We start from the raw sequence: 25,586 nt of genomic DNA, 5'->3' as shown, positions 1-25,586 counted from the left end.
TGCCCATCAGCGACGGGGCGGCACCCGGACATTCGACATGCTTGTCGAAGTCAGCCATCTGCGCCCACGCAGCACTGCCGGAGCGGCTTTTGCGAGGCCGGACAGGGATCCCGCCAAAGGCCCGATTAGGGTACCTGAATGCTTTCCAGATAGGCCAGCAAAGCCGCGAGCGGGCGCGGTGTCGGGGTCATGATCCCGTCAACCTCGACCGGAACCAGATCCCCCTGCAGCAATGTGCCGAATTCCGGCATCGCTTCCTGCGACACCCGTCCATGCCCATAGCCGTCGATCTGCGACATGACCCGCGCGCGTGGAAAGCTGCCGTCATTTCTGGCCGAGATTTGCGTCAGGTCCGGTGCCACCTGCCCACCGATCAGCGCATTGCCCCCCGTGCCGCGATAGCCGTGACAGGCGGTGCAATTCTCGACGAACAGCGTTTCACCCTCGCCAGGTTCCGGCATCTCCGCAGGCCCACAGGCGGCCAGCGCGAGCAAGACTGAGACCGTCGCCCCGAACGCAAATTTCATGCCCGGTTATCCCTCGTTTGACGATTGCAACGACTGCAAATAGCCCAGCAGGTCAACGATTGCCCGGCTGGTCAGGACCGGCTGGCCGCTGGGCGTCTTGATCGACGCATCCTCGCCTTCGAAAAAGTACCCGTAAACCGGCATCGGACTGCCGTGGCTGACCAGCGGGTCGCGCCCATCGATGCGCCGGATCACCCGTTCGGTGGGGAATACACCATCGTTGGACTCTTGCAGCCGGGTCAGGTCAGCGGGCTTGACCAACAGTACCGAGGCCATCGGTCCCTGCCCGCCCGCCTCGATACCATGGCACGTTGCACAGTGTATTTGAAACAGTTCGGCCCCCTTGGCCGTATCCTGCGCCAACGCCGGACCGCCGATACAAATTGCAGCGGCTGCCAGTGCGGATCGGACGGTCTGCATTTACTTTCCCTCCCTGGGTTCACCAATCGTCGACCGAGGGCCATCATCTTAACATGCCTCCCCCATCGGGCAGGCCAGCACATCTCAATGATCCCTGCAGACAGAGTTGGACAGGTCCATAGCCCGTGCCATGATCCAGATCAACCGCAGCAAAGCTCTGCGCCTGACGCCCTGCAAGGCACACCCAACGCGGCGCGCTCGCATTCAGTCGGACTGTAAGAAACCCGCGCCCGCCTGCTGGCCGGTGATTTCGGTCAGACGACCGTTCTCCAACCGCAACACCCGGTCCATGCGCGCAGCAAGCTCAAGGTTATGGGTTGCGATCAGTGCCGAAAGCCCGGTGCCTGCGACCAGTTCCATCATCGCGGCAAACACCTGGTCCGAGGTGTCCGGATCCAGGTTTCCGGTGGGTTCATCCGCCAGCAACAGGCGCGGCGCATTGGCCAGTGCGCGGCAAAACGCCACCCGCTGCTGTTCGCCGCCGGACAGGGCGGCCGGACGATGATCGGCACGGTTTGCGATGCCGACCCGGTCCAGCAACTTCATTGCCCTCGCTTGCGCCGCCGAGCGTCCCACACCATTGGCCAGCTGCGGCAACAGGATGTTCTCGGCGGCGCTGAATTCGGGCAGAAGGTGGTGGAACTGGTAGACAAACCCCACATCTCTACGCCGCACCGCCGTGCGGATCCGATCGCTCTTGCCGGTCATGTCCTGCCCACAGATCGTCACCCGGCCCTGATCGGCCAGGTCCAGCAGACCGGCGATATGCAACAGTGTCGACTTGCCCGCACCCGAAGGTGCGACCAGCGCCACGACCTGCCCCGGAGCGATACTCAGATCAGCTCCGCGCAACACCTGAACCGCCCCCGGTGTGCCGGGTTTGTAGGTCTTGGTCAGGCCGGTCAGTTCCAGCACGGGTTCACTCATAGCGCAACGCCTCGACAGGGTTCATCTGTGCTGCGCGTCGGGCCGGAAACAGCGTCACCACAAAGGACAGACCCAGCGACAGGCCCACGGCGGACATCACATCCGACAGATGCAGTTCCGCAGGCAGGTTATAAATGCCGCGGATCGACGGATCCCAGACGCCACCGCCCATCATGTAGTTCACAAAAGAAAAGATCGGGTCGATATAAAGGGCAAACAGACAGCCCAGAATAACCCCCATACAGGTGCCAATCAGCCCGGTGAAGGCCCCGCAGATAAAGAACACCCGCATGATCGCCCCCTCGGTCAGACCAATGGTCCGCAGGATGCCGATGTCACGCCCCTTGTTCTTGACCAGCATGATCAGCCCGGAAACGATATTCATCGCCGCGATCAGCACCAGGATCGACAGGATGATGAACATGACGTTATCTTCGACCTCGAGTGCGCGCAAAAACCCGCCAGACGCATCGCGCCAGGTCCAGCTCTGTGTTCGATCTCCGGCCGCGCGCAGAATATCGGGCGCCAACGAATCGACGTTTTCGGGATCCGCAACCATCACCTCCAATTCGTCCGCCACGCCCTCGCGGTTGAAAAACGCCTGTGCCTCGGCAAGGGGCAGATAGACCCGCGTACGGTCGATGTCATAGCGCCCGGCGGTAAAGACATAGATCACCTCATAGGCATTGACCCTCGGGCTGGTGCCAAAGGCTGTGCGTACCCCGTTGGGCGAGGTCAGCTTGATCCGGTCGCCCACCCCGGCCCCGATGGCGCGCGCGACGCCGGACCCGAGCGCGATGCCCTGATCAAACCTGGACAGGTCGCCATAGGACTGTTCGGATTGCGCGATACCGGGCAGGCTGACAAGGTTCTCGGCGGAAATGCCAAAAACCTCGACCCCGGAACTGTTCGACCCCAGGCTTGCCAGCACCTGCCCCTTGACCAGCGGTGCCACCCGGGTCACCCCCGGCACCTGTGCCACCCGTTCGGCCATCGCGTCATATTCCGCGATTGTCCGGTCCAGCCGCCCCTGTGCATCCAGCGTGCCGGTGGAATAAACTGTCACATGCGCATTCGCCCCCAGGATCGTACCGACAAATTCCGACCGGAATCCGGACCGGACCGCCAGCGTGGCAATCAGGGCAAACACCGCCAAGGTGATGCCGACCAGACTGATCCAGGTCATGACGCTGACGCCACCCTCGGCCCGGCGCGCGCGCAGATACCGCCAGGCAATCATCCATTCGAACGGCGCGAAAGGAGGAGGATCAGACGCCATCAGGCGGGTTTCGCTTGTTTCATCGGGAATTTCCGTTCTGCGTTTCGCTGTTGCACCGTCCCGATCTATCCGTAACCGGGCGCGGGCTCAATCGGTGGTTTCAGGGCCAAACAGCGGGCGCAGGTCCAACCCGGCAGAGTCATATATGCCGATGATCCGGCTCCGCTGCTGCTGTGAAAATTGGGCGATGGCATTGCGATGCAGACCAAGCGTCAGAGGAGGCCTGCTTTCGGCCTCGTCGAGGATTCCATTGATCGTCTCGGCCCCGTATTCTTTCCAGATCCCCAGATGCCGCCCTTGATAACGCGAATACCAGCGACCGACGTTGCCCTCGTTCTTCAAGCACGAAGCAAATAGAAGCATGAATTCGGACGGTCGCTTTTTGGAGGCAAACAACGCCTGCACCGAGCCGAAACGCTGGGCGACTTCGTCCAGCACCCGCAACATCAACTGGCGGTTCACCGGATAGGGCGTTTCATACCCGGTGGTTTCCGGTATGTCGTCAATGTCCACCGGAACGTCCAGCGCCCGTAAGCTGTGGCGCAGCCAACTGCGGTGATACACTGGCTCGGGGACGTTATACACAGCACAGGCCCGGTTCTGGTCATCGAAAAATTCAGCAGGGTCCAGGTTGCGCAGCAGGATGTTCTTGGCGTCCAGGATCAGCATCCGGTCGGTACTGGCAGCGCGCGCCGAGGCCAGCTTTAGCGCCTGTTGCATGCGGTACCCATTGCCCCCCCGCCAGCCTTTGCTCGCCAGAAACGGCAACCGGTTGCGATGCTCGACATAGAGAAATTCAAACGGAGTTCTGCGGCGGCTGCGCGTCACACCAAGCAAGACATCGTCGCCGCCCAGAATGCGCAGCTTGCCGGCCAATGCGCCGTATTCGGGGGCTATTTCGTTCAGTTCCGCCCGAAGCCCGGTCTCATCGACATCGTTCATGATCACCAGAACCTCGGCAATGTCGTCCGGGGCCACGAACCGGGCGATGGACCGGGCTTGATACCGCAGCAACTCCACGTCGCCGGAAAACACAATCGTCACAAGGGTCAGCATTCATCCGGCTCCCGGTTCTTTGGTATCATCCTGCATCGCCAGCCTAAACAGGCCCATCCGCACGGCCACCGTGCCGATAATCGGGCAAGTCGTCGGCCAATTGCGGCACCGCCAGCAGGCCGCCAGCGGCAGTCAACCGACGATCCGCCCCCAGGGCAATCCGGGCTTTGATCAGGGCCCGGCGTCCTTCCTTGGCCAATCTGTATAGGGCCGGACCTTTATCCGCCTTTGGCGTCGTGCCCGGCGCGTCGCGCTCACTGTGGGCAATTTCGCCGGGGATCGGCCCCGTCAGCCCCTGCACACAACACATGCCCTGCACCGCAACGGCGGGAAACAGTTGCACCGGAGCAAGACCTGGGCGGGCGGCAAAAACGAAATCGTCCAGGGTGGCGCAATAGCTTTGCGATGCCTCGATCAGCATCCCTGCTGCCCGCGCATTCAGCGCATAACATGCCGCGCTCGGCACCGCCTCGACGATTGGGCGCACGGTCCAGCCGCCCATGGCCTGTGCGGTGCCATAGCGGCGGGCGGCGTTGAAACCGTCCAGCTTGATCACCCCGTAACATTCCAGATCCAACGCGGCCAGCGCGTCGCCAAAACGGCCCGAGATCAGGATGTCATCCTCGCAAATCACTGCGCCCTTGGGATGATGGTCGCACACCTGCCGCCAGAGGGCGCGGTGACTCTCAAACACCGCCTGCTCGCTGGCTGTCAGCTCCCATCGGTCACCCCAGCTGTGCGGTGCATATCCCGATGCGTGAAAGTCAGATGCGCGGGCATCCACGGCAGAGAATCGATGCACCGCATCTGTCATGCCCGCCGCAGCGAACTGCGCGCGGACAAAATCCCAGCGCGCCGGAACCCGTTCCAGATTGATGACGTGAACCGGCAAGCTCACCGCTATCACTCCCCTCCGTATCTGCGCCAGGGCTGCAGGGCCCGGCGCAGCGACTTGGAAAACCCGTGGCGCGCGGAATGACGGATCGCAAGGGGCGCGTTTTTGTCGGTCATGACCTCGAACATCAGGTTCAACGGCATATGGCCGCGAATGTAAAAGCGCTTGTACTCCTCCAGCGTCAAGCCGGCGGCGGCGCGACGGTTGGCAAAATAGCGTTGCCAGATGCGCGCATAATCCTGGGCCACCCGGTCATCATCGCCCGACACACCACGAGTCCAGAACAGCGACACCGGCCGGTCCACACGCACACCATCATATCCACCGCTGACCATCCGCAATACCAGATCGTAATCCGCCGCAACCCGAAAGGCAGTATCATGGCCCCCCAGCGCATTGAACACCGAGCGCCGGATCAGAACCGAGTTGTGACAGAACGGCATGCGCTGCAGCACCGCCCGCAGGCCGGTGCGCCGTGCGACCGTTTCACGCCCCTGACTGTCCTGGCTGGCGGTCGCGCCATAGGCATAGTCGGGCCGGTGCTTGTGCAACTCCGCCTGCATGGCTTTCAGTACATCACCCGAGGCCAATGCATCGTCGGAATTCAGAAACAGCACATAATCGCCGGTGGCCCGGGCCACGGCCCGGTTCATGCCGTCATACAATCCCTCATCGGGTTCGCTGGCAAACACGGTGCGAGGCAAATCCGCAGTTACCTGCCGGATCATCTCCTGCGTTCCGTCGTCCGAACCGCCGTCCTGGATCACGTGCTCCAGATCGGTCAACCCCTGTTCCTGCAGGCAGTCCACCGCCCGGCGAAACGCATCCTCGCGCCCTGCCTCGATCAGGTTGAAGGTCGCGGTTACGACCGAGATCGAAGGCAGGCCCGGCATCCTCAGTCGATCACGCCATAGATCCGGGCAACTTTCTCCACGGCCTCTTGCGGCGTCAACTCTTCGCTTTCGCCGGTACGCCGGCTGGTCAGCTCGACCACACCGTTCTTCAACCCGCGCGGGCCAACCGTGATGCGCCAAGGCAGTCCGATCAGATCCATTGTGGCAAACTTGCCCCCGGCGCGTTCCTTGCGGTCGTCATACAGCGGCTCCAACCCCAGGGCTGTCAGTGAACCATACAGCGCCTCGCAGGCCCCGTCGGCCTCGGCATCGCCCTGTTTGAGGTTCACGATCCCGCAATGAAACGGGGTCACGCCCTCGGGCCAAATGATGCCCTTGTCGTCATGGCTCGCCTCGATGATTGCCCCCACCAGGCGCGAGACCCCGATGCCGTGGCTGCCCATGTGGACCGGAACGGCGGCGCCATCGGCGGTCTGCACCGTTGCTCCCAACGCTTCGGAATATTTAGTGCCGAAATAAAAGATCTGCCCGACCTCGATGCCACGCGCGGTACGGCGGCGGTCCTCGGGGATCTGGTCGAACAGCGCCGGGTCATGGGTTTCATCCGTGCGGGCATAACGGCTGGTAAATTCTTCCAGAATCCCCTGACACTGCGCCACATCGTCATAATCGATGGCACGGTCGCCAAATGTCAGATCGGTGACGGCGCTGTCATAGAACACTTCGGACTCGCCGGTATCGGCCAGCACCAGGAATTCATGGGTATCGTCGCCACCGATCGGGCCACTGTCAGCCCGCATCGGAATCGCCTGCAGACCCATGCGTTCATAGCTGCGCAGATAGCTGACCAGATGCCGGTTGTAGGCATGCATAGCCGCAGCCTTGTCCACGTCAAAGTTATAGCCGTCTTTCATCAGAAATTCGCGACCGCGCATGACGCCGAACCGGGGGCGGACCTCGTCACGGAATTTCCACTGAATGTGATACAGAGTCAGCGGCAGATCCTTGTAGCTGCTGACATGGCTGCGGAAGATGTCGGTGATCAGTTCCTCGTTGGTCGGCCCGTACAGCATGTCGCGCCCGTGCCGGTCGCTGATCCGCAACATTTCTTCGCCATAGTCGTCATAGCGCCCGCTTTCGCGCCACAGATCGGCCGATTGCAGCGTCGGCATCAGCATCGGGATATGCCCGGCGCGGATCTGCTCTTCGTGCACGATATTCTCGATCTTCTTCAGCACCTTGAACCCCAGCGGCAACCAGGAATATATCCCAGCCTGGGCTTGCTTGATCATTCCGGCCCGCAGCATCAGCCGATGGCTGACGATCTGCGCCTCGGCGGGGATCTCTTTCAGGACAGGCAAAAAATAGCGTGACAGGCGCATGAGCGGTCTCTTTATGGAACTGGGTTCAACGCGGTCTATGCCAAAGCAGCACCTCAGGCAATCGGGGACAACAGAAATGAGTGCCTGCGTCCAATTTCCTGTGTATATCTGGCGTTCCAGGGGTGCTGTCCCTTGAAACCCGCCCTCTCTTGGGCGATTTGAGGCCCAACAGGACTGAAAGGCGCGCATGGCACTTCCCGTCAAGGATCAGCTCAGATATTGGGGCATCGCCACCGTGGTGTTCGCCGTGGTCCTTTGGTTTCTGGGCGACGTGCTGCTGCCCTTTGTGCTGGGCAGCGCGATTGCCTATTTCATCGATCCCGTCGCCGACCGGCTGGAACGCGCCGGGCTGTCTCGGGCGGCGGCCACGGCCGTCATTACCATTATCGCCGTCCTGGTGGCGGTTGTCATGGGCCTGTTGGTGATTCCAACCCTGATTTCGCAAACCATCGATCTGGTCAACGTGATGCCGCAGTTGCTGCGCGATCTACAGGCCTTTATCACCAAACAGTTTCCCTCGATCCTGGTCGAGGGGTCGACCGCGCGCCAGACGCTGACCTCGATCGGCGACGCCATCAAGGAACGCGGTCCCGCGTTGATCGAATCGCTCGTCGGTTCCGCGCGTTCGGTTCTGAATATCGTGATCCTGCTTGTGATCGTGCCCGTGGTCTCGGTCTACATGTTGCTGGACTGGGACCGGATGATCGCGCGCATCGACGCGCTGCTGCCGCGCGACCATGCGCCGGTAATCCGCAGGCTGGCCGGCGAAATCGACGACACCCTGGCCTCGTTCATTCGCGGCATGGGTACCGTCAGCCTGATTCTCGGCACCTATTACGCCATCGCGCTGATGGTGGTCGGGCTGCAGTTCGGACTGGTGGTGGGCTTTGTCGCCGGATTGGTGACCTTTATCCCCTATCTCGGAGCAATGATCGGTGGCTCCCTGGCCATCGGCCTGGCGCTTTTTCAGTTCTGGGGAGAGTGGACCTCGATCGGGCTGGTGGCGCTGATCTTCGTGATCGGACAGGTCGTCGAGGGCAATTTTCTGACCCCGAAACTGGTTGGCGGGTCGATCGGATTGCACCCGGTCTGGCTGTTACTGGCATTGTCGGTGTTTGGTGCGCTGTTCGGCTTTGTTGGCATGCTGATCGCGGTTCCGGTGGCGGCGGCGCTTGGTGTGCTTGCACGTTTCGCCGTCGATCAATATCTGAACAGCATGCTGTATCGCGGCCAATCCGATCGGGACACCCCCTAGCGTGGCCGAACAACTGAGCTTTGATCTGCCGGCAAAACCGGTTCTGGGCCGGGACGATTTCTTTGTATCGCCGGCCAATGCGCTGGCCGTCGCCATGATCGACTCGCCGCAAACCTGGCCGGGCGGCAAGCTGGTGCTGACAGGACCCGGCGGGGCTGGAAAGACCCATCTGACCCATGTTTGGGCCGCCCAGACCGGCGCACAGATCCTGGCTGCTGTGGATCTGTCCAGACAGGAAATCCCCTTGCTGGCTCAGGGCCCGGTAGCGGTCGAGGACGTGCCCGACATCGCATCAGACGCTCCGGCGCAGAATGCGCTGTTTCATCTGCACAACCTGCTTATGGCCCAGGGGCAGCGGCTGTTGATGACCGGTCGGCTGGCACCCAACCTGTGGAACCTGTCCTTGCCTGACCTGCAAAGCCGCGTGCAGGGGGCGGCCCATATCACGCTGGACGCGCCGGACGACAAGCTGCTGGCGGCGGTGCTGGCCAAGCTGTTCGCAGACCGGCAAATCACGCCGAAGCCGGATGTGATCCCGTATCTTCTGCACCGCATGGACCGCTCGTTTCTCGACGCCACCCGCATCGTCGAGCGGCTGGATCGCGCCGCGTTGGCCCAGGGGCGCACTCTGTCACGACGTCTGGCAAGTGAGTCGCTGGAAGCCGATGACACAAACGACTGATACAGTTACATTCCCGTCACATTATGACAGTAAGGCCGGCACCATGACACATGCAGATTTCCTGGCTTCGCCATTCCCGCCCGCCGTTTCCCTTCCTGATCTGGACATCACCGGACCGGGCCGTTTCTACAATCGCGAACTCAGTTGGCTGGGCTTTAACTGGCGGGTGCTGGAAGAAGCCGAGAACATGCGCGTTCCGGTGCTCGAGCGGCTGCGCTTCCTGTCGATCTCGGCCAAGAACCTGGACGAGTTTTATACCGTCCGCGTCGCGGGATTGCGCGAACTGGCCCATGCGGGCAACACGACCCCGGCCGCCGACGGTCTGTCCCCCGCCGAGCAACTGGTGCTGATCAACGAAGATGCGCGCAGCCTGATGCAGTCCCAGCAGCGGGTTCTGACCGCTCTGGAAGCCGAAATGCAGGAGGCCGGAATCTCGGTGCTCGAGCGCAAGGATCTGACCGATGAGGACAAGACCTTTCTGGCCGACGTCTTTCTGAACCGGGTTTTTCCGGTGCTATCGCCGCTGGCGATCGACCCTGCACATCCTTTCCCGTTCATCCCGAACACCGGCTTTTCGCTGGCCCTGCAGCTGGAACGGCAAAATGACAAGCGCGTCCTGCAGGCGCTGTTGCCGATTCCGCATCAGATCGACCGTTTCATCGCCTTGCCATCCGAGCCGGGGCAGCACCGGTTCCTGCCGCTGGAAGAACTGTTGCTGGAACATATCGGCAGCCTGTTTTCCGGCTATCGGCTGAAAACCCATTTCGCCTTTCGCGTATTACGTGACAGCGATCTGGAAGTCGAAGACGAAGCCGAAGATCTGGTGCGTGAATTCGAAGTGGCGCTAAAGCGGCGGCGGCGGGGCGAAGTTGTACGGATGACCCACTCGTCTGGTGCGCCCGAGAAGCTGATGGCAACGGTCATGCAGGAACTCGCTGTCGGTGAAACCGAAGTTGTCGAGGTCGAAGGCATGATCGGCATGGCCGATCTGGACGAACTGGTTCTGGACAACCGCCCGGACCTGCTGTGGCCGTCCTTTACCCCGCGCATCCCCGAGCGGGTGACCGATCACGAGGGCGACATGTTCGCCGCCATCCGGCAAAAGGACATGCTGCTGCACCATCCCTATGAAACATTCGACATGGTGGTGCGCTTCCTGACCCAGGCCGCACGTGATCCCAATGTGGTGGCGATCAAACAAACCCTGTACCGAACGTCCAAGAATTCGCCCATCGTCGAAGCCCTGTGCGAAGCGGCTGAAGACGGAAAGTCGGTCACAGCACTGGTCGAACTCAAGGCGCGGTTCGACGAAGCCGCCAATATCCATCAGTCCCGCCGCCTGGAACGCGCCGGCGCGCATGTCGTCTATGGATTTATCGACCTCAAGACCCATGCCAAGATCAGCACCGTGGTGCGCCGCGAAGGCGACAACCTGGTCACCTATACCCACTACGGAACGGGCAACTACCACCCGATCACGGCGCGCATCTATACCGACCTCAGCCTATTCACCTGCGACACTTCGCTCGGGCGGGACGCCACCAAAGTGTTCAACTTCCTGTCAGGATATGCTCCGCCGGATGCGCTGGAGAACCTGGCCATCTCGCCCCTGAAGCTGAAGCCACGCCTGCTGGAGATGATCGAAGCCGAGATTGCCCACGCCAAGGCAGGAAAGCCCGCCGAAATCTGGGCCAAGATGAACGCCCTGATCGACAGCGAGGTCATCGACGCATTGTACCGCGCCAGCCAGGGCGGCGTGAAGATCAGCCTGATCATTCGCGGCATCTGCGGGATCCGTCCCGGCATCAAGGGGCTGAGCGAGAACATCCGGGTAAAATCCATTGTCGGGCGGTTTCTCGAGCATTCGCGCATCGTCTGTTTCGGCAACGGTGCCGGCCTGCCCAGCAAGAAAGCGCGGGTTTACATTTCTTCCGCCGACTGGATGGGAAGGAACCTGAACCGGCGGGTGGAAACCCTGGTCGAGATCAATAATGCCACGGTCAAAGCCCAGATTGTCAGCCAGGTCATGGCCGCCAACCTGGCCGATGTCGCGCAAACCTGGGTGATGGGTCCGGACGGAAAGTTCACCCGCGCATCGCTGACAGAGGGCGAGTTTGCATTCAACTGCCACCGGTTCTTCATGGAAAACCCCTCGCTGTCGGGTCGCGGATCGGCCGGGGCGTCGGATGTGCCCAAATTGACGCATACCGACGAAACCGCAGGCAATTGACCGCCGCCCGACCATCGCGCATTTTGGACCGAGGCCACGCGGGGACAAGATGAATTTGCAAACCGATTCAACCAGCCCCGAGTGGGACCCATTTGGACGCCCGCTGTTTGATAGCCCCAGCGCCCGCGCCTTGTCGCGGGTCGGGGTGGTCGATGTGGGCTCGAACTCGGTCCGGTTGGTGGTGTTTGACGGTGCGGCACGCAGCCCGGCCTATTTTTATAACGAAAAGATCATGTGCGGCCTCGGCGCCGGCTTATCCGAGAGTGGTCGCCTGAACCCCCTGGGTCGCCAACGCGCCCTTGCGGCGATACGCCGGTTTCAGCATCTCGCCAAAGGTATGGATCTGCCGCCGCTGACGGCGGTGGCCACGGCAGCGGTGCGCGACGCCGAAGACGGGCAGGATTTCCGCGACGAGGTGATGCGCGAGACCGGATTGCGGATCTGGGTGATCGATGGCGAGGAAGAGGCCCGCCTGTCCGCCCAGGGCGTTTTGCTGGGGTGGCCCGGTGCCTATGGGCTGGTCTGCGACATCGGCGGCTCGTCGATGGAACTGGCAGAAGTCAAAGGCGGCCGTGTGGGCAAGCGTGTCACCTCGGCGCTGGGACCGCTCAAACTTGCCGGCATCAAGGGGGGCAAGCGGGGTCGCAAGATTCAGATCCAGGACACCCTCGTCCGGTTGAGCGAACAGATGGGACAGCAACGCGATCGGCTGTTTCTCGTCGGCGGCAGTTGGCGCGCCATTGCCCGCATTGACATGCTTCGACGCAACTATCCGCTGCATGTGCTGCACGAATACCGAATGACTGCCCGCGATGTGCGCGCCACCATTCGGTTCATCGAAAAATGCGATCCCGAACAGGTGCGCAATGATGCCGGTGTATCATCGGCCCGCATGGCGCTGGTCCCGATGGCCTGCGAGGTGCTCGAACGGCTGGTACGCACGTTCAAGCCCAAGGACATCGCCGTTTCAAGCTATGGCATCCGCGAGGGGATGCTGTACGAGCAAATGCCGCAGCGGTTGCGCGACCGTGACCCTCTGATCGAAGCCTGCCGCTTTGCCGAATCCAAGGACGCGCGGTTTCCGGGCTTCGGCCGCACCCTGTACAATTTTGTCATGCCACTGTTCAAATCCGGCACACCCGCCCAGAAACGGCTGGTTCGGGCCGCTTGCCTGTTGCATGACGTCAGTTGGCGCGCGCACCCGGACTATCGCGCCGAGATCTGTTTCGACAACGCCACGCGGGCCAATCTGGGTGGGTTGAAACACTCGGAACGGGTGTTTCTGGGCATGGCCCTGCTGCACCGCTATCGCAACAAACGCGAAGGCACCCGATTTGAAGAGATGTTCGGCCTGCTGGACGAAAAGCGCCAGCTTGAGGCCGAGGTTCTGGGCAAGGCGATGCGCTTTGGCGCGATGCTGTTGATGCAAGGCGGTACCAATACCAGCAGTTTGCGCTGGTTTCCCAAGAAGCGGCACCTCCAACTGCGTCTGGCGACCGATGCCCAGCCGCTGTTTGGCGAAGTCGCCGAGGCGCGGTTGCAATCTTTGTCCGCCGCGCTATCCGCCGATCTGAAAATCACCGTTCTGCGCTGACGCGCCAATCAGAGGTCAATCTGCCCTGTCGGAGGGTCCGTTTTCACCTGTGGCGCGACCTCGGGGTCCGGGTCCGGCACTGTATCTGACGGCACTTTCTTGCGCAGGATGATATCGCCATTGGGCAGAATCTCGGGCGGGCGATACGCGGTCCAATCCTTGACCTGATCCAGCATCTCGCCAAAGGCAGGCCCCATTTCCTCGAGGAAACTGAACATGGCCGGTCCATATTCGTCGGACAGTTTGCGCATATTTTCCAGTGCCGGCGACATCTCGTCCCGCAATCCTTCCAGAAACATCTCCATGCCCCGCTCCATCAGACCGGGGCTGTCGTCAGACTGCTGCGCGGCCAAGGGACCTGCGGCAAAAATCGCGACCAGAGCGATACGGCAAGAAAATACTGCAGCAAGCGGTTTCATCAGTCCAATATAGGGTGACGACGCGGGTTGTCCAAGCTCAGATATCGATATCCAGCGACACCGGGAAATGATCCGAAGCCTCCAACAGCGCCAGACGCAGTTCCTCGAACTCCCAGCATTGGGCATCATCGAACGGATGCCAGATACGCCAGTCAGGCGCGCGCGCCAAAAGGTCGGGCGATATCATCACATAGTCCAGCAAGGCCTGCAGATAGCGGCCTTCTTCGTTCAGGCGAAACCGTGCGGTACTGGGCATTGCGCCGATACGGCGCTGCAACGCCTGACGCGCATGGGGGTCATACAGATCGTCGCCCACCAGGATTTCGACAGACGAACGACCGAACAGATGCTCGTATTCGTCCAGACCGGGCCCATCGTTCAGGTCTCCCATCAGGATCAGCGGTGTCTTATCGGCCAGATGGCCATCGATTCGCGCCCGCAGCCAGATCGCCTGCGCCAGTTGCTTGCGCCGGTTGGCAATCGACAGGCGCATCGCGGCATCACGGCTGGTGGCCCCGTGCGGGGCTTTGGATTTCAGGTGCGCGCCAATCATGCGCAACCGGGTTCCCGCCGCCGTCCTCACCGCCAGTTCAAGCGGAGGCTTGGAAAACTGTACCAGATCTTCGGTGGCGTCGATATCCAGATCGATGCGAAAGGTTCCGTCAAAGCGCGGCGCATCCGGGCTGCCCTTTTTCCCGACCTCATGCCCGATCGGGTCGTGCGCGGCGCTCAGTACATCGGGGTCGAAAAGCAGCGCGATTTCCTGGTGGGTATCGTTGGCAAAGCCAATCACGGCCTTTCGGGTACGCAGGTCAAAAGCTGCGGCAAAGTTCTCCAAGGCCCGCACCGTACGCTGCTGCCGTCCGGTGTTGGGGGCCTCTATGATCATCACCGCATCCGCGTCCAACGCGGAAAAGACCTTGCCCAGGGCCTCGATCTGCTGCGCCCGCGTCACATCCCGCCGCCCCGACCAGCGGTCATCGACCAGCAACCGGTCCTGATCGTCAAACAGGTTGGCGAACCATTCCACATTATAGGTAGCCAGGCGCATCACGCGGCCATGTCGTTAATTTCTTCCCAGGCCCGGTTGATATCGATCATACGCTTTTCCGCCATCTTGACCGCCTCGGCGGGCACTCCACGGGCGATCATGCTGTCCGGATGGGTTTCTCGCACCAGCCTGCGCCAGGCGCGACGGACCTCGGGCAAGGGCGTCTGCGGAGCGACCCCCAGCACCGTATAGGGGTCGGGCCGTGCATCCGGCACGAACCGCGCCCGCAAAGCACGAAACTGGGCATCGGGAACGCCGAAGATATCCGCCACATCTTCAAGAAACCGGTTCTCGTCAGGGTGATAGAACCCGTCGGCCATGGCGATGTGAAACAGCCCCTCCATCAGGTCGCACAGCGCACCTGGATCGTCGGCGAACATCCGCTGGATGCGGCTGGCATAATCCAGGTATCCGGCCACATCGGTGCGCGCCAGGTTGAACACACGGGCGGCGCCGGCTTCGTCCGCCTGCGCGATCTGGAACACTTCGCGAAAGGCGGTGACCTCGTCGCGGGTCACCTGCCCATCGGCTTTGGCCATCTTGGCCCCCAGCGCGATCACCGCGATGGCAAAGGCGACGCTGCGTTCCGGACGGGTACGCAACCGGTCAAAAACCGCCGTCAGGCTTTCGCCCTGAGACAGCGCGGCCAGCGCGTCGGATATGCGGGTCCAAAGAGACATGGCTCCAGCTTATCCCGCCAACGGTCCGGTGTCAGGTGCGCCATCTGGTCCCACAGGCAGAATTTTCTGCATCAGGATCAGGTCCAGCCACTGCCCCGCCTTGAACCCGACCTGCGGCATCTGCCCGACCAGGGCAAAGCCGAGCGCCGCATGAAAGGCAATGGCACCGGGATTGGCGCTGCTGATCCCAGCCACCAGAACATGCACGCCCTGCGCGATAGCGATAGATTCCAGCCGCTGCATCAGTGCGCGCCCTACGCCCCGTCCGCGCGCCACCGGGTCCAGCTGGATCGAATGCTCGCGGGTAAGAGCATACCCCGGCCCGCTGCGGAATGTGCCAAGGCTGGCAAAGCCGATCACCCGGCCCTCGGCCTCTGCGATCTGAAATCCCTCTTCATGGGCGGCGATGTCGCGCCGCACCTCGTCAACGCTGCGCGGGACGGTGGTAAAGGTAATCAGCGTGTCGCGGATGATCGGGTTGGCGATGGCGCAGATGTCTTGCGCATCTTCGGGCCGCGCGAGACGCAGTATCATTGCAACGCCCGGCCCAAACAAGAACCCGGACCCGCTTCGGCCGTCTCTTGCCGTGCCGCGCCCGCTGCTGCGATGTGCTCCAGCTTCATCGTCGCCCCCATATCGCTTTGCACAAGCGTATGTCAGGTCCGCCGGGTTTTGAAAGCCCGTCAGACCACCCAGACCGCCAAGGCCCAAAGCGCCGCCAGAACCGTGGGATAAAACGTCGCGGCAAAGCCAAAACCACGCAGGGGTGGCGACACGTGATAACCGATCCAGAACGCCAGCCGCGCGACCGAGAAACCGATCCCCAGCGCCACAACGACCGCGCCGCCCAGAACCAGTGCCACAAACGGCCAGATCACCAGTGCAAGAACCAACTGTTCAAGCGTATTGGCGAGCACCCGCTGATCGATCCAAGCGGCACTGCCCGGTGTGAAATCGGCGCCATCTATGATCGCGTCATCAAAGAACCGGCGTTGCGCCAGCCGCCCGATCATCGCAACCATCACCAGACCCGGCACCAGAAAGGCACCGGGCAAGGCCAGCGGTGGCGGCAGATAGGGCAGCCCCGCGATCTGCACGCCGCCGACGATCACCAGCGCCCACAGGGCGCCGGCGGCCATGCCCAACAGAATCGTGGGCCGCTTGTGCATCAATCCCGGGCTTTGCGGATCATGCGCAGGATATCCTGCGCCGCTTCGGGGATATTGGTGCCCGGCCCAAAGATCGCCTTGACCCCGCTGTCATACAGGAACTGATAGTCCTGCTGCGGGATCACGCCACCGCAGATCACGAGGATGTCCTCGGCCCCGGATTCTTTAAGCGCTTGCACCAGTTGCGGGGCCAGGGTCTTGTGCCCGGCGGCCTGCGAACTGATGCCAATCACGTGCACGTCATTGTCCACCGCATCCTGAGCCGCCTCTTGCGGGGTCTGAAACAGCGGGCCGACATCCACGTCAAATCCGATGTCGGCAAAGGCGGTGGCAATCACCTTGGCGCCACGATCATGTCCGTCCTGGCCCATCTTGACCACCAGCATGCGCGGGCGGCGGCCTTCGGTCTCGGCAAAATCCTCGACCGATTTCTGGATCAAGGCAAAGCCTTCGTCACCCTCGTAGGCGGCACCATACACCCCGGCCAGTGTCTTGACCTCTGCCCGGTGACGGCCAAATTCCTTTTCCATTGCCATGCTGATTTCCCCAACAGATGCCCTTGCGCGTGCAGCCTCGATCGCCGCCGCCAGTAGATTGCCCCCCTCGCGCGCGGTGCGCGTCAACTCGTCCAGCGCGGCATCACAGGCGCTTTCGTCGCGATTGGCGCGGATCTTTTCCAGCCGGGCCACCTGTGACGCCCGCACGGCATCATTGTCGATGTCCAGAATGTCGAGATGATCCTCTTTCTGAAGCCGGTACTTGTTGACGCCGACGATCACCTCGTCTCCACGGTCGATCATGGCCTGCCGCGTGGCGGCGCTTTCCTCGATGCGCAGTTTGGGCAGACCGCTGGCCACCGCCTTGGTCATGCCACCCATCTCTTCGACCTCTTCGATCAGTTTCCACGCTTCGGTGGCCAGATCGTGGGTCAGCTTTTCCACATAGTAGGATCCGGCCAGAGGATCGACCACATTGGTGATGCCGGTTTCCTCTTGCAGGATCAGCTGGGTGTTGCGCGCGATGCGGGCGCTGAAATCCGTGGGCAGCGCGATCGCCTCGTCCAGCGCATTGGTGTGCAGCGATTGCGTCCCGCCCAGGACCGCCGACATCGCCTCGTACGCGGTGCGCACCACGTTGTTGTATGGGTCCTGCTCTTGCAGGGACACGCCCGAGGTCTGGCAATGGGTGCGCAGCATCAGCGATTTGGGGTTCTTGGCACCAAATTCGGTCATAATCCGATGCCAGAGCAGGCGCGCGGCGCGCAGCTTGGCCGCCTCCATGAAAAAATTCATCCCGATGGCAAAGAAGAACGACAACCTGCCCGCAAACTTGTCCACGTCCATGCCCCGTTCCATCGCAGTGCGCACATATTCGCGCCCATCCGCGAGCGTATAGGCCAACTCCTGCACCAGGTTCGCACCCGCCTCCTGCATATGGTAACCCGAGATCGAAATGCTGTTGAATTTCGGCATGCTGGCAGAAGTATATTCGATGATGTCCGCGATGATCCGCATGCTGGGTTCGGGCGGGTAGATATAGGTGTTGCGCACCATGAACTCTTTCAGAATATCGTTCTGAATGGTGCCTGCGAGTACGGATTTGTCATGGCCCTGCTCTTCGCCTGCGACGATGAAGCTGGCCAGGATCGGGACCACGGCACCGTTCATCGTCATGCTGACGCTGACCTTGTCCAGCGGGATGCCATCGAACAGGATCTTCATGTCTTCGACGGAATCGATGGCCACTCCGGCCTTGCCCACATCCCCCGCCACGCGGGGATGATCGCTGTCATAACCGCGATGGGTGGCCAGATCGAAAGCAACGCTGACACCCTGTTGACCGGCGGCCAGACCGCGGCGGTAAAAGGCGTTGGATTCCTCGGCGGTCGAAAAGCCCGCGTACTGCCGGATTGTCCAGGGTCGTCCGGCATACATCGTCGCCTTGACACCACGGGTAAAGGGGGCCGCGCCGGGTATCGTACCCAGGTGATCGACGTCTTTCAGATCCTCTTCGGTATAAAGCGGCTGAACCGGGATCCCTTCCAACGTGTTCCAGGTCAGATCCTCGACCGACCGTCCGCGCAGTTCCTTTTCAGCCAGTGCCTTCCATTCGTCTGTCTTGCTTGTCATCGTATCTTTCCCTTGTCCTTTCTGTCCGAGGCAGATCTTGGCCCACCAAATTTCTGCCCGGTGCTTTCATCGTTTTTGCGCTGCCACGCGCCCCATCGGGCGCTCATATGGCGTCATTTGCATATACTTCGCGATAAACCTCGGTCTTGTTGCGCGCGGGTGCGAAATCAACGGTCGCATTCACCGCATCCGCCCCTATATTCAGTGCAACAGGAGACAGAATGAAACGCATCTTGGCCATTGTTTTTGCCGCATTAATCACCCCCGGCATCCATGCACAGCAAACCGTTGACAACACCACCAGTGGCCTGATCCGGCCTGCGGGCGATAGCGATTTGCGCGAATTCCTTTGGATTAACCGCCCTGTCGTGGTGTTCGCGGATTCCCCGGCGGATCCGCGTTTTGCCGAACAGGTCGAGCGTCTGCAGGACGGCATCGACATGCTGATCGATCGCGACGTCGTGGTTCTGACCGACACCGATCCGGCGGCAGCCTCGCCTCTGCGCAAGAAACTGAGGCCACGAGGTTTTATGCTGGTGTTGGTGGGCAAGGATGGCGAGGTCAAGCTGCGCAAACCGCTGCCCTGGACCGTGCGCGAAATCACCCGTTCAATCGACAAGACGCCGGAACGGGAACGCGAGGTCAACCAAAAGCGCGGGTTCTGAACCATCAGACGCTGCCCCGGGCGAAGAACGCCCGCTTGTGCGTCCGGTCCAGCACCGCCAACGCGTTACCCGAGGGATCAAAGAACAGCACCGTATCCGCCGCCGTCAGCGCCGCGAGATAGCTGTGTTGAACCTCATCGGTCATACAGTTCTTGGCGGCCACCCCGGAAGAAAGAATGCCCAAGCCCCCGGGCAGATTCGCGCTCATGATCGCCTCGGAGACCGAGGTCGGGCTGACATCGGGCACATCAAAGGCCACCGCCGTGCCCTCGCCCAACAGCCGCATGCCCTTCTTGATGGTGCGAACCACCGGAATGGTGTCGCGGATCTCGATCCCTTCCAGCGCAAAAACACCCGCAGTGCATTCCAGCGATGAGTCAAAATACGAGGTGTCGCCCAGAGCCAGCCATTGCCCTAATTCTGCGCGCACGGCGCTCTCGCGATCCTGCGCACAGCCGGACAGGCCGACCACGCACAGCGACCCGAGAAAGCTACCCGCAATTCTGCAATATGACCGAGGACGGATCACCGGATCACTCGAATTCCATGATCACATCATCGACCGCCAGGCTGTCGCCTGCTGCGGCGTTGATTCTGGACACCACGCCCATTTTCTCGGCCCGCAGGATGTTCTCCATTTTCATCGCCTCGATGGTACACAGAGCCTGCCCCTCCTGGACCTCATCACCGACTTCGGCATGGACCCTGACAATCAGACCGGGCATCGGACACAAAAGCAATTTCGAGGTATCCGGCGGCAGTTTTTCCGGCATCAGCGCAGCCAGTTCCGCCTGACGCGGTGTGCGCACATGCACGCGCAGATCAGCACCCCGACTGCGGATACGGAACCCGCCGCTGATCTTGCCCACCTTCAGCACCAGAGGCACTCCATCAACGTGCAGGTTGGCCAGTTGATCCCCCGGGGTCCAGTCGCTGGTCACCCGCATCTCGCCGCCATCCGCAAACCGCACGGTCGACCCCTTGGGGTCGGCGGCGATCTCCGTTTCATACCGTTGGCTTTGCACGTTCACCACCCAATCGGTGCCAACCTTGCGTTCATGATTGTCCATCCGCCCTGACACACGGGTGCGGCGGATCTCGGCCACGCGATGCATCGCAGCGCAAGCGGCAGCGATGCGGCGCAGATCGGGTTCCGGCAAATCAACACCGATGAACCCTTCGGGATATTGTTCCTCGATAAACGCAGTGGTCATGTCCCCGGCGATAAAGATCGGATGATCCATCACGGCAGCCAGGAACGGCAGATTGTGGCCGATGCCTTCGACCTCGAAACTGTCCAGCGCCACACGCATACGCTCGATCGCCTCGGCCCGTGTCGGTGCCCAGGTGCAAAGTTTGGCGATCATCGGGTCGTAATACATGCTGATCTCGCCGCCCTCATAGACGCCGGTATCATTGCGCACCACATGGCTGTCATCGGCAACCTCGGCGGGCGGGCGATACCGGCTGAGGCGACCGATAGACGGCAGAAAGCCGCGATAGGGATCTTCGGCATAAAGCCGATTCTCGATCGCCCAACCGTTCAGCTTGATGTCATTCTGGCTAAACGGCAGCTTTTCGCCGTTCGCCACCCGGATCATCTGTTCGACAAGATCGACACCGGTGATCAGTTCGGTCACCGGGTGTTCCACCTGCAGGCGGGTGTTCATTTCAAGGAAATAGAAGTTCTTATCGCCATCGACAATGAATTCTACTGTGCCAGCGCTGGTATATCCCACCGCCTGCGCCAGCGCCACCGCCTGCTCGCCCATCGCACGGCGGGTGGCCTCGTCCAGGAACGGGCTGGGAGCCTCTTCGACAACCTTCTGGTTGCGGCGCTGGATGCTGCATTCCCGCTCGCCCAGATAGACACCGTTGCCGTGGCTGTCGCACAGCACCTGAATTTCGATATGGCGCGGCTGGGTGACGAATTTCTCGATAAATATCCGGTCGTCGCCAAAGCTGCTCGCGGCCTCGTTCTTGGAACTTTGAAAGCCCTCGCGCGCCTCGTCGTCGTTCCAGGCGATGCGCATGCCCTTGCCACCGCCCCCGGCACTGGCCTTGATCATCACCGGATAGCCGATCTGGTTGCTGATCTTAACTGCGTCATCGGCATCTTCGATCAGCCCCATGTAGCCGGGCACGGTGGAAACGCCGGCCTCTTGGGCGATCTTCTTGCTGGTTATCTTGTCGCCCATCGCCTCGATCGCACCCACCGGGGGGCCGACAAAAGCGACGCCCTGAGCTTCCAGAGCCTGCGCGAACTTGCTGTTCTCGGACAGAAACCCATAGCCCGGATGCACCGCTTGTGCACCCGACTGGCGAACGGCCTCCATCACCTTGTCGATCACGATATAGGACTGGTTCGCCTGTGGCGGGCCAATGCGGATCGCCTCGTCCGCCATCTGCACATGCAGCGCCTGCCTGTCAGCGTCCGAATAGATCGCAACCGTTGTGATACCCATTTTCCGGGCAGTCTTGATGACACGGCAGGCGATTTCGCCGCGATTGGCGATCAGGATTTTTTTGAACATGGGATATCCTTGAAATTTAGGAGGGAAGAACGCCAAAAGCCGCGCACGGGATGTATCCTGCGCGCGGCTCTTGGGTTCGGAATGGTACGGGTTGCCGGAGTCGGGATCAGCCGGTCATTGGCGCATTCAGCATTTGCCGGGATTTTCCTGACAATAGAGAACGTTTGCCCCGGCACCCAATGCGGCGCCGCCCAGTACACTGCCGTTGAGGACTGCGGCAGTACCTGCGCCCGCGCCTGCCCCCAGCAGTGCCTGTTCGCCCACCGTGTCGCCACAGCCCGCCAATCCGCCGAGCAAAGCCAGAACCGCCGTCGTTTTGCAAAAACGTTGCATCTTTGATATCCTTTCAATGGTTCGGTTATCAGAGATGAAACGTCCGCTATGTGGATTTTGTTCCGCCCGATCGTCAGACAGCGGTGGTCTGGGTCAGTTGCACTTGCCCGGATTGAGGTCGCAATACAGGATATTGGCCGCAGCCCCGGCCGCCGCGCCGCCATAGACGTTCCCGTCCAGCGCCGCCGCACCGAGGAAACCCACCCCCGCGCCGTATAATGCCTGTTCGCCCGTGCTGTCACCGCAGGCCGCAAGGCCCGCGTATACGGCCAATGAAATCCAAATTGATGCTGCTCGCATTTCGCCCCTCCTTCTGGTGTTTTGGTGGCTTGTGCCGCCAAATGCCGCGTGAACAAAGTCGCCCGCAACACAAATTTGCGGTCCTGGTCCATATCGGCCAAACTGTGCCGAGCCCCGATACCATCAGAAGTACCGAAAGAAATGGGCAGGCCATTGCCAACGGCAACAACCTGCCCACTCAGGGAAGGGGTATGGAATAGGTAGTCTGCAAACGGCGCGGGATGGAATGGAATGGAAGGGAAAGTTGCGCCACCTACAACCATGACGGTGTCATAATTCCCAGAGCTCGCCAAGTGCGCGTTTGACCCGACGTCACTTTGGGCGTTTTTTTGCCGATTATTAACCTTTTCCTGCAAGATCACGCCGACCACCGGGCGAATATCTCGGGAAAGCTGGACTGGGCCACCGCGACATCGATTACCAGAAGCGCCTCGTAACTTGCTGAATCGAATGGATCTTCTGCCGGAACGATCTCGCGCTCGAACAGCCAGCTCAAGCGTCCGGCATCCAGATTGCCGCGTTCAAACGGTTTATCGCCAAACTGCTCCCAAAGGGCCGACATAAAGCCGGCATCCGCACGCCGGTCCGCCGGTTTGCGATCCGCATAGCGTTCTCGACGGGTCAGCGGCGTGACCCCCTTGGGATTCGGACGGCGAATGGTGAACTGATAATCCGTACCCGGCAGGCGACCGGGAAATCCACGATGTTTCAGCATGGTTGCCCCCCATTCGCGGCATGGGGCGTCGACAGAACCGGGATCCGGGCCGGTCCTGCGAATGAAGTGTCAGAACTTTCCGGTGTAGCTGCGGGCCACGGAAATCGGTTCTGGTTCGGCGATGACAAATTCTTCCTGTGTCGACATTTCACAGGCGGCAAGGACGACCAGTATGCCCCCCATTGCCAATCGCGAGATGCACTTTGACATCCGAGTCTCCTGACTGCTCCACTATGTTGCGCGGGACGATGATCGCCCTGCAGCCCCTCGTTGGGGGGGCAAGCCGCTTGGCTGCGACCTTGTGGAACCATAGCCGAAAACCCGCGCCCACAACATCCTTTAGACGGGGCGATGGCGGGTTGTGGCCGTCGCGCAGCACTCGCCATCGCCGAGCGGCAGGGCATCGCAACATATTGTAGTCGCATCAGAACTCCTCCCAGATGCAGGTTGCGCTTTCGGGACGGTAGGCCTCGAAAAACTGTGTCGCCTCCGAATCGGGCGTACCAAAGGGCACATCCCGGTCCGAAAGCGAAATGACCACCCGATTCGCCGATAGTCCGTAATCGGCCAGATAGGGCAACACCAAAGCGCGGCAGAGGTGATCCATATCGCTGGCCGCTTGTGCGTATTCCACCGTTCCGGTGCCCCGTGCAATCTGTGGCGCAACAAACCGGAAACGGACCCAGGTTTCCCCGGAGCGTTCATCGATCAGAACCTCGTTCAACTCGATCTGCTGCCCCGAAGGCACGTCGATACCCTGCCCCGCCCCTGCGGCGCCCGCGTTCAGCGCCACACCCAATGCCACGCACAATCGCCATTGTGGCGATCTCGCACCCCCCTCAGGGGTGCGGGCCGCTTGCTGACCGATCCCGAGCCGGGTCATGGCGATCACGCTCCGATAAATCAATTGCGCGTTGCTACAGCGGAATGTTGTCGTGCTTTTTCCATGGATTCTTCAACGACTTGTTGCGCAGGCTGGCGAAGGCCCGGCTGACCCGCGTCCGCGTGCTGCGCGGCATGATCACCTCGTCGATAAATCCGCGTTCGGCAGCGACAAATGGGTTGGCAAACCGGTCCTCGTAATCCTTGGTGTGGGCCGCGATCTTGTCCGCATCCCCCAGGTCGGCACGGTGAATGATCTCGGTCGCGCCTTTGGCCCCCATCACTGCAATCTCTGCCGTCGGCCATGCATAGTTAAAGTCGCCGCGCAGGTGCTTGGACGCCATAACGTCATAGGCTCCACCATAGGCCTTGCGCGTGATCACGGTCACTTTCGGCACTGTCGCCTCGCCATAGGCAAACAGCAGCTTGGCACCGTGCTTGATCACGCCCCCATATTCCTGGCCGGTTCCCGGCAGAAAGCCTGGCACATCGACAAAGGTCAGGATCGGAATTTCAAACGCATCGCAGAATCGCACGAACCGCGCCGCCTTTCGGGAGCTGTCGATATCCAGACAGCCCGCCAGCACCATCGGCTGATTCGCCACCACGCCAACTGTCTGACCTTCCAGACGGATGAACCCGGTGATGATGTTTCTGGCGAAACCTTCCTGAATCTCATAAAAATCACCTTCGTCCGCGACCTTGACGATCAGTTCCTTCATATCGTAGGGCGTATTGGCGTTTTCAGGAATCAATGTGTCCAGCGACGCCTCGACCCTCCCCGGTTCGTCGAAGAACGGGCGCACCGGTGCCTTGTCACGGTTGTTCAGCGGCAGGAAATCGACCAGGCGGCGCACCTCGGCAAGAGCCTCGACGTCATTCTCAAAGGCGCCATCGGCCACTGAAGATTTCTTGGTATGGGTTGAAGCGCCCCCCAATTCCTCCGCCGTGACAACCTCGTTTGTGACCGTCTTGACCACATCGGGGCCGGTCACGAACATGTAGGAGCTGTCTTTCACCATAAAGATAAAGTCGGTCATTGCCGGGCTATAGACCGCGCCTCCCGCACAGGGCCCCATGATCAAGCTGATCTGCGGAACAACGCCAGATGCCATGATGTTGCGCTGAAAGACCTCGGCGTAGCCGGCAAGCGATGCAACACCCTCTTGGATCCGCGCGCCCCCCGAGTCGTTGATGCCGATCACCGGCGCACCGTTCTGCATCGCCATGTCCATGATCTTGCAGATCTTCTGGGCGTGGGTTTCAGACAACGATCCGCCAAAGACCGTAAAATCCTGACTGAACACATAGACCATGCGCCCGTTTATCGTCCCCCAGCCCGTGACGACACCGTCGCCATAGGAGCGCTGTTTCTCCATCCCGAAATCGGTGCAGCGATGGGCGACAAACGTGTCAAATTCCTCAAAGCTGCCTTCGTCCATCAGCAGGTCGATCCGTTCACGCGCTGTCAGCTTGCCCCGGGCGTGCTGCGCATCGATGCGCTTCTGCCCGCCACCCAGTCGGGCATCCGCCCTACGGCTTTCCAATTCGGAAAGAATGTCTTTCATGGTACATGTCTCCCTGGAGATTTTGCCGGACCCTACATTG

The 25,586-nt window shown here is 61.1% G+C and carries 27 protein-coding genes; 5 read left to right on the top strand and 22 right to left on the bottom strand.

What is annotated here, in order from left to right; all coding sequences use genetic code 11:
- Nucleotides 1-125: 125 nt before the first annotated feature.
- The 8 genes from NANH_RS0102290 to proS form a co-directional block, all read right to left on the bottom strand.
- Nucleotides 126-527, bottom strand: a complete 402-nt coding sequence (locus NANH_RS0102290) for a c-type cytochrome (protein ID WP_027260587.1) — start codon at nt 525-527, stop codon at nt 126-128.
- Between the two features lie 6 nt (nt 528-533).
- On the bottom strand, nt 534-947 hold the full coding sequence (locus NANH_RS0102285) for a c-type cytochrome (RefSeq protein ID WP_027260586.1): 414 nt from the start codon (nt 945-947) through the stop codon (nt 534-536).
- Nucleotides 948-1,151: 204 nt separating this feature from the next.
- Entirely contained in the window at nt 1,152-1,874 is a 723-nt protein-coding gene (locus NANH_RS25190; RefSeq protein ID WP_051372203.1) for an ABC transporter ATP-binding protein, read from the bottom strand.
- Nucleotides 1,867-3,153, bottom strand: a complete 1,287-nt coding sequence (locus tag NANH_RS0102275) for a lipoprotein-releasing ABC transporter permease subunit (RefSeq protein ID WP_027260585.1) — start codon at nt 3,151-3,153, stop codon at nt 1,867-1,869. The genes NANH_RS25190 and NANH_RS0102275 overlap by 8 nt, the downstream gene beginning before the upstream one ends.
- Before the next feature lie 87 nt (nt 3,154-3,240).
- Nucleotides 3,241-4,209 carry a DUF6492 family protein gene (locus tag NANH_RS0102270; protein ID WP_027260584.1) on the bottom strand — a complete coding sequence of 323 codons (969 nt, stop codon included), beginning with the start codon at nt 4,207-4,209 and terminating at the stop codon, nt 3,241-3,243.
- A gap of 43 nt (nt 4,210-4,252) precedes the next feature.
- On the bottom strand, nt 4,253-5,107 hold the full coding sequence (locus NANH_RS0102265; protein ID WP_027260583.1) for a glycosyltransferase family 25 protein: 855 nt from the start codon (nt 5,105-5,107) through the stop codon (nt 4,253-4,255).
- Between the two features lie 5 nt (nt 5,108-5,112).
- Complete coding sequence (locus tag NANH_RS25185; protein WP_051372202.1) at nt 5,113-5,997, bottom strand: glycosyltransferase family 2 protein; 885 nt, start codon at nt 5,995-5,997, stop codon at nt 5,113-5,115.
- 2 nt (nt 5,998-5,999) lie between these two features.
- The gene (proS, locus tag NANH_RS0102255; RefSeq protein ID WP_027260582.1) at nt 6,000-7,340 is read right to left on the bottom strand and encodes a proline--tRNA ligase; all 1,341 of its coding nucleotides are present in this window, start codon (nt 7,338-7,340) and stop codon (nt 6,000-6,002) included.
- 187 nt (nt 7,341-7,527) lie between these two features.
- Between proS and NANH_RS0102250 the strand changes: the two genes are divergently transcribed.
- Genes NANH_RS0102250 through NANH_RS0102235 form a run of 4 tightly spaced genes read left to right on the top strand, consistent with a single transcriptional unit; the run spans nt 7,528 to nt 13,101 of the window.
- Nucleotides 7,528-8,595 (top strand): AI-2E family transporter, encoded by a 1,068-nt coding sequence (locus NANH_RS0102250; protein WP_027260581.1) that lies wholly within the window; start codon nt 7,528-7,530, stop codon nt 8,593-8,595.
- Between the two features lies 1 nt (nt 8,596).
- Nucleotides 8,597-9,277: a P-loop NTPase family protein gene (locus NANH_RS0102245; RefSeq protein WP_027260580.1), complete on the top strand. Its 681-nt coding sequence runs from the start codon at nt 8,597-8,599 to the stop codon at nt 9,275-9,277.
- Between the two features lie 43 nt (nt 9,278-9,320).
- A complete protein-coding gene (locus tag NANH_RS0102240) occupies nt 9,321-11,507 on the top strand; it encodes an RNA degradosome polyphosphate kinase (protein WP_027260579.1) in 2,187 nt (728 codons plus the stop codon).
- A gap of 49 nt (nt 11,508-11,556) precedes the next feature.
- Nucleotides 11,557-13,101: a Ppx/GppA family phosphatase gene (locus NANH_RS0102235; RefSeq protein WP_027260578.1), complete on the top strand. Its 1,545-nt coding sequence runs from the start codon at nt 11,557-11,559 to the stop codon at nt 13,099-13,101.
- Between the two features lie 8 nt (nt 13,102-13,109).
- Here NANH_RS0102235 and NANH_RS25180 read toward each other — a convergent pair whose 3' ends face one another.
- The 6 genes from NANH_RS25180 to scpA form a co-directional block, all read right to left on the bottom strand.
- Nucleotides 13,110-13,520 (bottom strand): hypothetical protein, encoded by a 411-nt coding sequence (locus NANH_RS25180; protein WP_036049280.1) that lies wholly within the window; start codon nt 13,518-13,520, stop codon nt 13,110-13,112.
- Nucleotides 13,521-13,557: 37 nt separating this feature from the next.
- Nucleotides 13,558-14,571 carry an endonuclease/exonuclease/phosphatase family protein gene (locus tag NANH_RS0102225; protein ID WP_027260577.1) on the bottom strand — a complete coding sequence of 338 codons (1,014 nt, stop codon included), beginning with the start codon at nt 14,569-14,571 and terminating at the stop codon, nt 13,558-13,560.
- Nucleotides 14,571-15,251 carry a molecular chaperone DjiA gene (locus tag NANH_RS0102220; RefSeq protein WP_027260576.1) on the bottom strand — a complete coding sequence of 227 codons (681 nt, stop codon included), beginning with the start codon at nt 15,249-15,251 and terminating at the stop codon, nt 14,571-14,573. The genes NANH_RS0102225 and NANH_RS0102220 overlap by 1 nt, the downstream gene beginning before the upstream one ends.
- Before the next feature lie 9 nt (nt 15,252-15,260).
- On the bottom strand, nt 15,261-15,785 hold the full coding sequence (locus tag NANH_RS25175; RefSeq protein ID WP_036050324.1) for a GNAT family N-acetyltransferase: 525 nt from the start codon (nt 15,783-15,785) through the stop codon (nt 15,261-15,263).
- Between the two features lie 149 nt (nt 15,786-15,934).
- Nucleotides 15,935-16,420, bottom strand: coding sequence for an MAPEG family protein (locus NANH_RS0102210; RefSeq protein WP_036049279.1), 486 nt, complete (start codon nt 16,418-16,420; stop codon nt 15,935-15,937).
- A complete protein-coding gene (scpA, locus tag NANH_RS0102205) occupies nt 16,420-18,549 on the bottom strand; it encodes a methylmalonyl-CoA mutase (protein ID WP_027260574.1) in 2,130 nt (709 codons plus the stop codon). The genes NANH_RS0102210 and scpA overlap by 1 nt, the downstream gene beginning before the upstream one ends.
- A gap of 221 nt (nt 18,550-18,770) precedes the next feature.
- Between scpA and NANH_RS0102195 the strand changes: the two genes are divergently transcribed.
- A complete protein-coding gene (locus NANH_RS0102195; protein ID WP_027260573.1) occupies nt 18,771-19,214 on the top strand; it encodes a DUF4174 domain-containing protein in 444 nt (147 codons plus the stop codon).
- A gap of 4 nt (nt 19,215-19,218) precedes the next feature.
- On the opposite strand, the gene NANH_RS0102190 is transcribed toward NANH_RS0102195, so the two are convergent.
- The 8 genes from NANH_RS0102190 to NANH_RS0102150 all read right to left on the bottom strand — a co-directional run bounded on the left by NANH_RS0102190 (nt 19,219) and on the right by NANH_RS0102150 (nt 25,546).
- Nucleotides 19,219-19,644, bottom strand: coding sequence for a hypothetical protein (locus tag NANH_RS0102190; protein ID WP_139236271.1), 426 nt, complete (start codon nt 19,642-19,644; stop codon nt 19,219-19,221).
- A gap of 103 nt (nt 19,645-19,747) precedes the next feature.
- Entirely contained in the window at nt 19,748-21,748 is a 2,001-nt protein-coding gene (locus NANH_RS0102185) for an acetyl-CoA carboxylase biotin carboxylase subunit (RefSeq protein WP_027260571.1), read from the bottom strand.
- Between the two features lie 126 nt (nt 21,749-21,874).
- Complete coding sequence (locus tag NANH_RS0102180) at nt 21,875-22,081, bottom strand: hypothetical protein (RefSeq protein ID WP_027260570.1); 207 nt, start codon at nt 22,079-22,081, stop codon at nt 21,875-21,877.
- A 93-nt stretch (nt 22,082-22,174) separates the two neighbouring features.
- Entirely contained in the window at nt 22,175-22,381 is a 207-nt protein-coding gene (locus tag NANH_RS0102175; RefSeq protein ID WP_027260569.1) for a hypothetical protein, read from the bottom strand.
- 358 nt (nt 22,382-22,739) lie between these two features.
- Nucleotides 22,740-23,096, bottom strand: a complete 357-nt coding sequence (locus NANH_RS0102165; protein WP_027260568.1) for a hypothetical protein — start codon at nt 23,094-23,096, stop codon at nt 22,740-22,742.
- A gap of 69 nt (nt 23,097-23,165) precedes the next feature.
- A complete protein-coding gene (locus NANH_RS28865) occupies nt 23,166-23,306 on the bottom strand; it encodes a hypothetical protein (RefSeq protein WP_169730245.1) in 141 nt (46 codons plus the stop codon).
- A 214-nt stretch (nt 23,307-23,520) separates the two neighbouring features.
- Complete coding sequence (locus NANH_RS25170; protein WP_245601378.1) at nt 23,521-23,979, bottom strand: DUF6497 family protein; 459 nt, start codon at nt 23,977-23,979, stop codon at nt 23,521-23,523.
- A 34-nt stretch (nt 23,980-24,013) separates the two neighbouring features.
- Nucleotides 24,014-25,546, bottom strand: coding sequence for an acyl-CoA carboxylase subunit beta (locus NANH_RS0102150; protein WP_027260566.1), 1,533 nt, complete (start codon nt 25,544-25,546; stop codon nt 24,014-24,016).
- Nucleotides 25,547-25,586 lie beyond the last annotated feature (40 nt).

The organism is Sedimentitalea nanhaiensis DSM 24252, from assembly GCF_000473225.1.
Classification (GTDB): Bacteria; Pseudomonadota; Alphaproteobacteria; order Rhodobacterales; family Rhodobacteraceae; genus Sedimentitalea; species Sedimentitalea nanhaiensis.
The sequence above is the reverse complement of the archived record's forward strand: the minus strand, read 5'-3'. Positions and strand labels throughout refer to the sequence as shown.

Coding starts and splice junctions, on each gene's coding strand:
- NANH_RS0102290 (WP_027260587.1), bottom strand. CDS start 527: ATGAAATTTGCGTTCGGGGCGACGGTCTCAGTCTTGCTCGCGCTGGCC.
- NANH_RS0102285 (WP_027260586.1), bottom strand. CDS start 947: ATGCAGACCGTCCGATCCGCACTGGCAGCCGCTGCAATTTGTATCGGC.
- NANH_RS25190 (WP_051372203.1), bottom strand. CDS start 1,874: ATGAGTGAACCCGTGCTGGAACTGACCGGCCTGACCAAGACCTACAAA.
- NANH_RS0102275 (WP_027260585.1), bottom strand. CDS start 3,153: ATGGCGTCTGATCCTCCTCCTTTCGCGCCGTTCGAATGGATGATTGCC.
- NANH_RS0102270 (WP_027260584.1), bottom strand. CDS start 4,209: ATGCTGACCCTTGTGACGATTGTGTTTTCCGGCGACGTGGAGTTGCTG.
- NANH_RS25185 (WP_051372202.1), bottom strand. CDS start 5,997: ATGCCGGGCCTGCCTTCGATCTCGGTCGTAACCGCGACCTTCAACCTG.
- proS (WP_027260582.1), bottom strand. CDS start 7,340: ATGCGCCTGTCACGCTATTTTTTGCCTGTCCTGAAAGAGATCCCCGCC.
- NANH_RS0102250 (WP_027260581.1), top strand. CDS start 7,528: ATGGCACTTCCCGTCAAGGATCAGCTCAGATATTGGGGCATCGCCACC.
- NANH_RS0102240 (WP_027260579.1), top strand. CDS start 9,321: ATGACACATGCAGATTTCCTGGCTTCGCCATTCCCGCCCGCCGTTTCC.
- NANH_RS0102235 (WP_027260578.1), top strand. CDS start 11,557: ATGAATTTGCAAACCGATTCAACCAGCCCCGAGTGGGACCCATTTGGA.
- NANH_RS25180 (WP_036049280.1), bottom strand. CDS start 13,520: ATGAAACCGCTTGCTGCAGTATTTTCTTGCCGTATCGCTCTGGTCGCG.
- NANH_RS0102225 (WP_027260577.1), bottom strand. CDS start 14,571: ATGCGCCTGGCTACCTATAATGTGGAATGGTTCGCCAACCTGTTTGAC.
- NANH_RS0102220 (WP_027260576.1), bottom strand. CDS start 15,251: ATGTCTCTTTGGACCCGCATATCCGACGCGCTGGCCGCGCTGTCTCAG.
- NANH_RS25175 (WP_036050324.1), bottom strand. CDS start 15,785: ATGATACTGCGTCTCGCGCGGCCCGAAGATGCGCAAGACATCTGCGCC.
- NANH_RS0102210 (WP_036049279.1), bottom strand. CDS start 16,420: ATGCACAAGCGGCCCACGATTCTGTTGGGCATGGCCGCCGGCGCCCTG.
- scpA (WP_027260574.1), bottom strand. CDS start 18,549: ATGACAAGCAAGACAGACGAATGGAAGGCACTGGCTGAAAAGGAACTG.
- NANH_RS0102195 (WP_027260573.1), top strand. CDS start 18,771: ATGAAACGCATCTTGGCCATTGTTTTTGCCGCATTAATCACCCCCGGC.
- NANH_RS0102185 (WP_027260571.1), bottom strand. CDS start 21,748: ATGTTCAAAAAAATCCTGATCGCCAATCGCGGCGAAATCGCCTGCCGT.
- NANH_RS0102180 (WP_027260570.1), bottom strand. CDS start 22,081: ATGCAACGTTTTTGCAAAACGACGGCGGTTCTGGCTTTGCTCGGCGGA.
- NANH_RS0102175 (WP_027260569.1), bottom strand. CDS start 22,381: ATGCGAGCAGCATCAATTTGGATTTCATTGGCCGTATACGCGGGCCTT.
- NANH_RS0102165 (WP_027260568.1), bottom strand. CDS start 23,096: ATGCTGAAACATCGTGGATTTCCCGGTCGCCTGCCGGGTACGGATTAT.
- NANH_RS28865 (WP_169730245.1), bottom strand. CDS start 23,306: ATGTCAAAGTGCATCTCGCGATTGGCAATGGGGGGCATACTGGTCGTC.
- NANH_RS25170 (WP_245601378.1), bottom strand. CDS start 23,979: ATGACCCGGCTCGGGATCGGTCAGCAAGCGGCCCGCACCCCTGAGGGG.
- NANH_RS0102150 (WP_027260566.1), bottom strand. CDS start 25,546: ATGAAAGACATTCTTTCCGAATTGGAAAGCCGTAGGGCGGATGCCCGA.